Origin of the sequence: Microvirga aerophila (assembly GCF_003332305.1) — a bacterium.
Taxonomy (GTDB): domain Bacteria; phylum Pseudomonadota; class Alphaproteobacteria; order Rhizobiales; family Beijerinckiaceae; genus Microvirga; species Microvirga aerophila.
In genome coordinates, this window is record NZ_QOIO01000035.1 from 49,409 (window position 1) to 59,777 (window position 10,369).

At 62.0% G+C, this 10,369-nt stretch carries 5 protein-coding genes; 1 reads left to right on the forward strand and 4 read right to left on the reverse strand.

Annotated features, from left to right (window positions below):
• Nucleotides 1-38: 38 nt before the first annotated feature.
• Complete coding sequence (locus DRB19_RS18820; protein ID WP_114187567.1) at nt 39-1,394, forward strand: M10 family metallopeptidase; 1,356 nt, start codon at nt 39-41, stop codon at nt 1,392-1,394.
• A gap of 15 nt (nt 1,395-1,409) precedes the next feature.
• Here DRB19_RS18820 and DRB19_RS18825 read toward each other — a convergent pair whose 3' ends face one another.
• The 4 genes from DRB19_RS18825 to DRB19_RS18840 all read right to left on the reverse strand — a co-directional run.
• Nucleotides 1,410-2,177 (reverse strand): pseudouridine synthase, encoded by a 768-nt coding sequence (locus DRB19_RS18825; protein ID WP_114187568.1) that lies wholly within the window; start codon nt 2,175-2,177, stop codon nt 1,410-1,412.
• Nucleotides 2,174-3,088: a class I SAM-dependent methyltransferase gene (locus DRB19_RS18830; protein ID WP_114187569.1), complete on the reverse strand. Its 915-nt coding sequence runs from the start codon at nt 3,086-3,088 to the stop codon at nt 2,174-2,176. The genes DRB19_RS18825 and DRB19_RS18830 overlap by 4 nt, the downstream gene beginning before the upstream one ends.
• A 97-nt stretch (nt 3,089-3,185) precedes the next feature.
• A complete protein-coding gene (locus DRB19_RS18835) occupies nt 3,186-5,243 on the reverse strand; it encodes a response regulator (RefSeq protein WP_114187570.1) in 2,058 nt (685 codons plus the stop codon).
• Nucleotides 5,240-10,369 (reverse strand): hybrid sensor histidine kinase/response regulator (locus tag DRB19_RS18840; protein WP_114187576.1); only part of this gene is annotated, 5,130 nt, incomplete at its 5' end. The genes DRB19_RS18840 and DRB19_RS18835, both read right to left, overlap by 4 nt.

Consider the following 10,369-nt stretch of genomic DNA (forward strand, 5'->3'; position numbering starts at 1 on the left):
TCCGAGCCAACGTGCTCTTGCTGCTGTGGTGGGCAGATATGGCGACTCCGACGACGAACAGCGTCTCGGCCAGCATGGTCGAGACCTCAGGGTATGGCGCGGCATCGGCCCTGATATGGGGCTACAGATGGGGCGACAACTCCATGGGAAGCCCGGTATCGGTGACGTGGAGCGTTCCGACCTCGTCCTCGACCTTCGCCGCCTCCGCGCTTTACGGAAGCAAGACCGAGACCGACGCATGGCACACTTTCACGGCGGCCGAGCGGACAGCGGCTCACAAAGCGATTCAGGCGTGGGACAACGTCGCCGGCATAACATTGCAAAAGGTCACTGAAACGGCGTCGGACGTCGGGGAGGTGCGTTTTGCCCTCACGAGCGCCAACGCTTCTTCCGGCCTTGCAGGCCATGCCTACAGCCCAGGCACTTTTGCGTCCTCCGGCGACGTGTGGATGCAGTATCAAAACTGGCATCCCGGACACGGCGCCTCCGTCAAGCCGGGCTCCGCCGACTATCTGACGCTTCTGCACGAAATCGGCCATGCTCTTGGTCTCAAACATCCGTTCGAAACCGCCTCGACGAACAGCGCCAAGCTCTCGTCGAAACAGGACAGCTATTTCCAGACGGTGATGAGCTATTCCGCGAAGCCGGGCTTCGACGGCGGCGCAGATTTCTACCCGACGACGCCGATGTATCTCGATATCGTGGCCATGCAGGCCCTGTATGGAAGCGGTTCGGCCAATACCGGAAGCAACGTCTATCGGTTCTCGGACGCCAAGAAATACTGGCAGACGATCTATGACACGGGCGGGCGAGACACGATCGCATATTCCGGCGATGCGGGCTCGATCATCGACCTGCGTCCCGGCAAGCTCAGCTCCATGGGTGCGCCGATCCACTTCTCCGACGGCTCCTCGTCTCGCGCCACCATTGCGGTCGGGCCCGATACCGTGATCGAAGTTGCTGTTGGGGGTGCAGGCAACGACAAGATCACCGGGAACTCCGCGGCCAATTCGCTCCGGGGCGGGAGCGGCAATGACATGCTCAACGGCGGTCTCGGCAATGATGTCTTGGCGGGCGGACCGGGGCGCGACGTCTTCCTATTCAATACGAAACCGTCCGCTTCCAATGTTGACCATATCGTCGACTTCTCCTCCCGGGTCGATGTAATCAAGCTGGAGAATGCGATCTTTACGGGGTTGAAAGCTGGATCCCTTGCATCGGGCGCGTTCTGGACAGGCGCAGCGGCGCATGACGGGAACGACAGGATCATCCACAACAGAGGCACTGGCTCGTTGTTCTATGATCCGGATGGCACGGGCGCTGCGCCTCAGGTCGAGTTCGCGCGTCTGGACAGGACCCTTTCCGCGAGCGCTTCCGATTTCATCATCGTGTAGCCGGCCCGTTGAGGATCAGGACCCCTCCGACGAATCCTTCTTGTTTGGCGGCAGGACGAGAGACAGGTCCGACTCCTCGAGCACACGATATTGCCCTGGGCCAAGGTCTTCCGGCAATGTCAGCCGACCGATCTGGTCGCGGTGCAGATCCGTGACATGATTGCCCACCGCCGCGAACATGCGCCTGACCTGATGATAGCGCCCCTCGGTCAGAATCACGTAGGCGCTCGTGCTGGAGAGCACCTCCATCTGGACGGGGAGCAGCGGCTTGTCCTCTCCGTCCAGGAGCAAGGTTCCTGCTGCGAAGATGTCCACCTCGTCACCCCGCAGGGGGCGGTCGAGGGTCACGTGGTAGCGCTTGGGCACATGCGCGCGGGGGGAGATGATCCGGTGCAGCAGGCTCCCATCATCGGTCAGCAACAGCAGACCCGACGTGTCCTTGTCGAGCCGCCCAATGGTCGAGATGGCCGGGTCGCGGTTGCGCCAACGGTCGGGTAGCAGGCCGTAGACAAGGGGACCCGCCTCCTTGTGGGAGCAGGTGACGCCTCGGGGTTTGTGCAGCATCAATGTCAGGCCCGGCGGCGGATCGAGCGGCTTCCCTTTGATCTGCATCCTGTCGGACAGGTCCCTGGTGACAGCGATGCGCTGATCGGCATCCTCGATCACGGCTCCATCCAGCGTCACAATCCCGGCGCGGGCCAGTTGTTGAACCTCGCGCCGCGAGCCATAACCCATATTGGCCAGGAGGCGATCGAGCCGGAGCGTTGGCGTGGACTTACTCATTTTTGCGCCTCGTAGATTTTGTATCCTGCCGCTTCCATCTTTGGGGTCACGCGCCTGAACAGGGGCTTCAACACCGCCTCGTAGGGGAGATGCCGATTGGCCACGAGCCAGCAGACGCCACCGGGGCGCAAGGCTTCGGCGGCCCGGCGAATAAACGCCTGACCGAGACTCTGATCCTCCATGCCCCCATCATGGAACGGCGGGTTCATCACCACGAAATCGAGCCCGCCAAGAGGGATGCCGCCCCGGATATCCGCCCATCGAACCTCGGCCCGGGGATCATCAATATTGCGCTTCGCCATTTCGACGGCGCGACGATCAATGTCGAAGAGCGCCAGGTGCTCGACCTTCGCAGAGGCCAGAATGGCACGGGACAGAAACCCGATGCCGCATCCCAGATCGGCGCCACGGCCGCTCAGGGGCGGCAGGTGCTGTTCCAGAAGAGCGCTCCCGGGATCGACCCGGTTCCAGCTGAACACGCCAGGTTGCGTCCAGAGCCCCAGGGTCTCGTCCACGCGGGGTCCTCCCTCCGCCAGGGCTTCGTCGATGCCCGTGGGAGCAGCGGGGCGTTCGCAGGCGCAGATGCGGTGATGGCGGCGGGAGGTTTCCGTTACGGTGCAGCCGAAGCCCTTGAGTTCCTTGGCAAGCCGTGAGCCGCCCTTGTCCTTGGGAGCGAGAATCGTCAGCAGGCCACCCGGCGCCAGAGCCCTCAAGGCAAGGGCGGTCTCATGACGCCGCTCGACCGTGCCGGGCGGGGCCAGCATGACCATTGCGCCCAAGGAGCCTGCCTCCCGCTCCTCCAGCCTATGCGACCCGGGGATCAGGGGCGAGAACTGAATGGCCGTCGGCGGCGATGGAGCAAGTTCGGCCGGCGGGATTCCATAGATGCCGTCAAGGTTCGTATCGTGCAAAGCTTCGTGGCCTACGCTGAATGACCGGCATTCTTATTATGTCGTGGCCGGAAACGTAAGTCTCGATGGCTCAAGTCGGCGTAGCTGGCGCCTTACCTCAGGCGGCGGAGACCGCCAGTGACGACATGGATTGGATCTTCTGGGCCAAGTCGAGGGCTCGGTACGGCTTGTAGATCAGGTCGATCTCATCGGCCAAGCCCTTGTCCTCGGCATAGCCGGTAGTGAGCAGTACTTGGACATGGGGGTAGTCTGCCCTGATGAGGCTCGCGAGATCGACGCCGCTCAGCTTACCGGGCATTCGGACATCGCTGAGAACGAGCCGGAAATCAGAGTTGCGCTTGAGGAGATCAGCAGCCTCGTCCGCTGTCTCTGTTTCGGTGACGGTGAACCCGAGCGCCTTCAGGGTCGAAACGGCGACCTGCCGAACCTCGTGGTTGTCCTCCACCACGAGAACGGCCTCTCCCTGCCCGAACTGGGGCATGTCCATGGACCGGAGGCCATCGGCGGAGGCAGCGACCTCTCCATGAGCCCGAGGCAGGAACAGGCGGATCGTCGTGCCCTTCTCCGGCAGGCTGTCGACTTCGATATGGCCGCCCGATTGCTGTACGAACCCGTAGACCATGCTCAGGCCGAGACCCGTGCCCTTGCCGGCTTCCTTGGTGGTGAAGAAAGGCTCGAAAACACGTTCGAGCACATGGGATGGCATGCCGGTCCCCGTATCGGCGACGGAGATCACCACGTACTCGCCCGGATTCGCGAGATTTTCGGCTACGCGGTTCTCCAGTTCGATCTTGAGCTCACCTCCGGTGGGCATTGCATCCCGGGCATTGACCGCCAGGTTGACCAACGCAGCCTCGAGCTGGGCTCGATCGACCTTGATGGGCCAGATCCCATCCGGGCCGGCGAGCCTGACGCGAATGTTCTCCCCCAGCGTCCGGCGCATCAGCTCAAGCAGGCCCGGCATGAGCGCGCTCACGTCGATCGTCGCCGACTGGAGAGGCTGGCGCCTTGAGAAGGCCAGCAGGCGGTGGGTGAGATCGGCACAGCGCTGAGCGCCATCTAGCGCCATCTTGACCCGCTTCTGCGCCCGCTCGTTTCCCTTGAGCGATTTCTGCATGAGATCAAGGTTGCCGATGACGACGCTGAGCATGTTGTTGAAGTCGTGGGCAATGCCGCCTGTCAGGCGACCGACCGCTTCAAGCTTGCTGGCATGCAGGAGGTTCTGCTCAAGCTGTTTGCGCTCCGTGATGTCGAACCACATGCCGAAAAATTCATGCAGGTTGTTGTCTTCGTCCCGAACAACCACCGTGTGATCCAGGAAGTGACGGTCGGTCCCATCCGCGCAGCGCCACCGATATTCCAGCGAGACGGCGCCCAAATCCGGAAGTTCGCGCAACTGCGCGAACACCCGTTCGCGGTCCTCGGGATGAACGCGCGAGGACCAGAAATCCTCTCGCTCCAGAAACGCCTCCGGGTGAAAACCCGTAAGCCCCGTAATTCCATCCTTCGTGAAATGCAGTCTCCGGTGGTCGTCCTGGAGCGAGGCCGTGAACAGGGCGACCGGAAGGGACTGCAGGATGATCGATTGATGCTCCTCCCGCCGCCGCAGCATCTGCTCGGTCTTGAGCTTCTCGCTGCGGACCTTCAGGTTCTCCATCAGGAGGCGGCGCTCCTCCGCGGCCTGGCGGCGGATCTCCTCGGTCTTTCGATGCAGATCGACGAACACGTCGACCTTCGACTTCAGGATCAAAGGCTCGATGGGCTTGAACACGTAGTCCACCGCGCCGGCGCTGTAGCCGCGGAAGACGTGCATGTCGTCTTTGTTGAAGGCTGTCAGGAAGATAATGGGCACCCGCGCCGAGCGGGCGCGGGCGCGGATCATCCCAGCCACTTCGTAACCGTCGATGTTGGGCATCTGCACGTCGAGAAGGATGACCGCGAAGTCGTCCCTCAAGACCTGCCGGAGCGCCGCCTCCCCCGATTCGGCGGTCACGATCTCGACGTCCGGTCCCTGCAGCATCTCCCGGACGGCCAGGAGATTGCGAGGATCGTCGTCGACCGCCAGGATCTTGGTGATGACCGGCTTTGGGTTGGCATAGACGGGCTCACCATCGATCCAGAAAGTCGGCTCTGATTGGCCGGGGGTATGCGTCATGGATGCAGCTCGCCTCGCGTGACGCCGTTGGCCCCGTTCCGGTGCGTACTGTTTGTCAGTTGGATGCGGAGCACCGCCAGGAGTTGATCCACGTCGACCGGCTTGGACACATAATCGGTCGCGCCGGACTCGAGGCACTTCTCACGATCGCCCTTCATGGCCTTGGCCGTGACGGCGATGATGGGGAGGGTCTTGTACTCCGGCAGCTTGCGGATGGTTTCCATCGTCTCGAACCCGTCCATCTCAGGCATCATGATGTCGACCAGCATGACATCCACATCTGGAGTGTTCTTGAGCATTTCAATGCCCTCGCGTCCGTTTTCGGCGAACACGACCTCCATGCCGTGCTGCTCCAAGGCGCTGGTCAGGGAGAAGATGTTGCGCACGTCGTCATCGACGATCAAAACCTTGCGGCCTTGCAAGGATGTGTCGCTGGAACGCTCCAGCCTGATCGGAACGGCGCTCGTGCTGTCTTCGCTGTCGGCAACGGCCTTGTGAAGGAACAGGCTGGCCTCGCTCAGCAGCTTCTCGGGAGCGCCGGTGCCCTTGAGGATGATGGTCGACGCGATCCCCTCGAGACGATGCTCGTCCGCCTTCGTGAGATCGAGGCCCGTATAGACGATCACCGGAAGCTCCTCGCTTCCCGGAATGCTGCGGATCTGCTCGATCAGCTCGGCGCCGGACATGTCGGGAAGGCCCAGGTCGATGATCGCGCAATCGAACCGTCGCGTCTTGATGGCTTCGATGGCGGCCTCGGCCGTGTCGAAATCCGTCACGCCGACATCGTTGTCCCGCAGAAGCTCGACCATGCTCATCCGCTGGTTGGCGTCATCTTCCACCAGAAGCAGGTTCTTCACGGGACGGTCGATGAACTCCCGTGTCCGGGACAGGGCATTCATCAGGGCATCGCGGTCCACGGGCTTCTCGAGGAACCCGAAGGCTCCGGCCCTGAGACCACGCTTCTTCTGGTCGTCCACCGAGACCACATGGATGGGCACATGGCGGGTGCGCGGATCATGCTTGAGCAGGTCCAGCAAGGCCCAGCCGTCCATATCCGGCAGGCCGATATCGAGCGTGATCGCATGCGGCTTGTAGCGATGCGCCAAGGCCAGGGCCGTGGCGCCGTCATGGGCGATCAAGCCCTTCATCCCCTGTTCGCGGGCCAGCTCGAGAAGAACCGAGGCGAACATGGAATCGTCCTCGACGATGAGCACCACGTGATCGCCCTGGGTGATGGCATGCCGGTCATCCGAGAAGGCCGACAGGGCGCTAGGCATGGCGGGGCGGCTGAAGGATCCGTCCGCGTTGCTGATGCGGGAATCCGCATCCATCACGACCGGCGCTTGGAGCGGCAGGAAGAGCGTGAAGGTCGATCCCTCGCCCGGCACGCTGGACAGGACGATCTCGCCCCCAAGCAGGCGGGCGATCTCGCGGCTGATGGCAAGGCCAAGGCCCGTGCCGCCATAGCGCCGGCTCGTCGTGCCGTCCGCTTGCTGGAAGGCTTCGAAGATGATGCGCTGCTTGTCTTCCGGAATGCCGATGCCCGTATCGGTGACCGAGAGCGAGATCCAGTCGCTGCCCGAGCGTAGCGGCGATCCTTCGGCGGAACCGATCTGGAGGGTCACGCCGCCCTTTTCCGTGAACTTGAAGGCGTTCGACAGAAGATTGCGGAGCACCTGCTGCAGACGCTTGGAGTCCGTCCGGATGGTGGGCGGAAGCGCGGAGTCAAGCGCGATCTTGAAGTCGATCTTGTTCTCCTCCGCCACCTGCCGGAAGGTGCGCTCCATATGGTCGACAAGTTCCTGGAAGCTGACATTGGTCAGCTCCAGGCTTACTGTTCCGGACTCGATCTTCGACAGGTCGAGAATGTCGTTGATCAGAGCCAGAAGGTCCGAGCCTGCGGCATGAATCGTCTTGGCGAATTCGCGCTGCTTATCCGTCAGGTTTCCGTCCGGATTCTCCGTCAGGAGCTTCGAGAGGATCAACAGACTGTTGAGAGGAGTGCGCAATTCGTGGCTCATATTGGCCAGGAACTGGGACTTGTAGCGCGACGTGAGGGAGAGCTGCTCCGCCTTGTCCTCAAGGGCCGATTTGGCGTGCGAGACCTCGAGGTTCTTGGTCTCGACCTCCTTCTTCTGGATCTCGAGCAGGCGGGCTTTTTCCTCCAACTCCTCATTGGTCTGGCGCAGGGCATCCTGCTGCTGGCGCAGCAGCTCCTCGGACTGGCGGAGCGTCGCAGCCTGCTGCTCCAGCCGGTCGTTGGTTTTCTTGAGTTCTTCCTGCTGGCTCTGGAGCTCGGTCGTGAGCAGCTGGGACTGCTTGAGCAAACCTTCCGTCCGCATGTTGGCCGCGATCGTGTTGAGCACGATACCGATGGACTCGGTCAGCTGATCCAGGAAGGACTGGTGCGTTTCGCTGAAGCGGCTGAACGAGGCGAGCTCGATGACCGCCTTGACCTCCTGCTCGAACAGGACGGGCAGCACGATGATGTTGAGCGGCGGCGCCTCGCCGAGCGCGGAGCCGATCGTGATGTAGTCGTTCGGGACCTGCGTGAGTAGGATGCGTTTCTTCTCGTAGGCGACCTGGCCGACGAGGCCCTCGCGCATGCGGAACCGGTTCGAAAGGTTCTTGCGTTCGGTAAAGGCATAGGATGCCGTCAGCTCGAGTGCGGGCTCCTCGCTATTGGCGTCCACGGTGTAGAACACGCCGCGCTGGGCGTTCACCAGTGGGGCGATCTCGGACAGGATGAGGTTCGACACCATCCCGAGATCGCGTTCGCCCTGGAGCATGCGGGTGAACTTGGCAAGGTTGGTCTTGAGCCAATCCTGCTCCGCGTTCTTCTGCGTCGTATCGCGAAGATTGCGGATCATTTCGTTGATGTTGTCCTTGAGCGCAGCAAGCTCGCCCAGGGCCTCGGCGGTAATCGACCGTGTCAGGTCGCCTCTGGTCACAGCGGTGGCGACTTCCGCGATGGCGCGCACCTGATTGGTGAGGTTGGCGGCCAGCTGGTTCACGTTGTCGGTCAGGTCACGCCACAGCCCGGACACGCCTTCGACTCGGGCCTGGCCACCGAGCTTGCCCTCCGTGCCCACTTCCTTCGCGACGCGGGTCACTTCGGACGCGAACGAGTTGAGCTGGTCCACCATGGTGTTGATGGTGTTCTTCAGCTCCAACATCTCACCCTTGACGTCGACCGTAATCTTCTTCGACAGATTGCCGTTCGCCACCGCGGTGGTCACATCGGCGATATTCCGCACTTGGCCGGTGAGGTTGGCGGCCATCATGTTCACATTATCTGTGAGGTCCTTCCAGGTTCCGCCGACCCCTTCGACCCTGGCTTGTCCGCCGAGCTTTCCTTCGGAGCCCACCTCACGCGCCACGCGGGTCACCTCAGAAGCGAACGAGTTCAGCTGATCCACCATCGTATTAATGGTGTTCTTCAGCTCCAGCATCTCTCCTTTCACGTCGACGGTGATCTTCTTGGAGAGGTTTCCGTTCGCAACCGCGGTGGTCACATCGGCGATATTTCGAACCTGGCCGGTGAGGTTCGCCGCCATCATGTTCACATTGTCGGTCAGGTCCTTCCAAGTGCCGCCGACACCCTTCACTTGAGCCTGCCCGCCGAGCTTTCCTTCCGAGCCCACTTCGCGCGCCACGCGGGTCACCTCGGACGCGAAGGAATTGAGCTGGTCCACCATGGTGTTGATGGTCGATTTCAGTTCGAGCATCTCGCCTTCGACCACAACAGTGATCTTCTTGGAGAGGTCGCCCGTCGCAACCGCCGTCACCACTTCGGCGATACCGCGCACCTGACCAGTCAGATTGGCTGCCATCAGGTTCACGTTGTCGGTGAGGTCCTTCCAGGTGCCAGCGACGCCTTTCACCTGAGCTTGCCCGCCGAGCTTACCCTCGGAGCCCACTTCGCGGGCCACGCGGGTCACTTCGGATGCGAACGAGTTGAGCTGGTCCACCATGGTGTTGATGGTGATTTTGAGCTCCAGCAGCTCTCCCTTCACGTCGACGGTGATCTTCTTGGAGAGGTCGCCATTCGCCACCGCGGTGGTCACATCGGCGATATTCCGCACTTGGCCGGTGAGGTTGGCGGCCATAGAGTTCACGTTGTCGGTCAAGCCCTTCCAGACGCCACCGACGCCTTCAACCTTGGCTTGACCACCGAGCTTTCCTTCCGAGCCCACCTCGCGCGCCACACGGGTCACCTCGGACGCGAAGGAATTGAGCTGGTCCACCATGGTGTTGATGGTGTTCTTCAATTCGAGAAGCTCACCCTTCACGTCAACCGTGATCTTTTTCGACAGGTCACCGTTCGCCACTGCCGTGGTGACGTCCGCAATGTTACGCACCTGGCCGGTGAGGTTAGCGGCCATGGAGTTCACATTGTCAGTGAGGCCCTTCCAGACGCCGCCAACACCCTTCACCTCGGCCTGGCCGCCGAGCTTGCCCTCCGAACCCACCTCCTTTGCCACGCGGGTCACTTCGGACGCGAAGGAGTTGAGCTGGTCCACCATGGTGTTGATGGTGTTCTTCAGCTCCAACATCTCGCCCTTGACGTCGACCGTGATCTTCTTGGAGAGGTCGCCATTCGCAACAGCGGTGGTCACATCGGCAATGTTACGCACTTGGCCGGTCAGGTTGGCCGCCATCATGTTCACGTTGTCGGTCAGGTCGCGCCAGAGGCCAGCGGCTCCCGGAACGAGAGCCTGTCCGCCGAGCTTGCCCTCGATGCCCACCTCGCGGGCGACGTTCGTCACCTGATCGGCAAAGGTCGCAAGGGTCTCGATCATGCTATTGATCGTATCGGCCAGAGCCGCGATCTCGCCCTTCGCCTCCACGGTGAGTTTGCGGGTGAGATTTCCTTGCGCGACCGCCGTCACCACCTCGGCGATACCGCGCACCTGGCCGGTCAGGTTGGCGGCCATCATGTTCACGTTGTCGGTGAGGTCCTTCCAGGTGCCAGCGACGCCCTGCACCTGCGCTTGACCACCAAGCTTTCCTTCCGAGCCCACTTCGCGTGCCACGCGGGTCACTTCGGACGCGAAGGAGTTGAGCTGGTCCACCATGGTGTTGATGGTGTTCTTCAGCTCCAACATCTCGCCCTTCACGTCGAC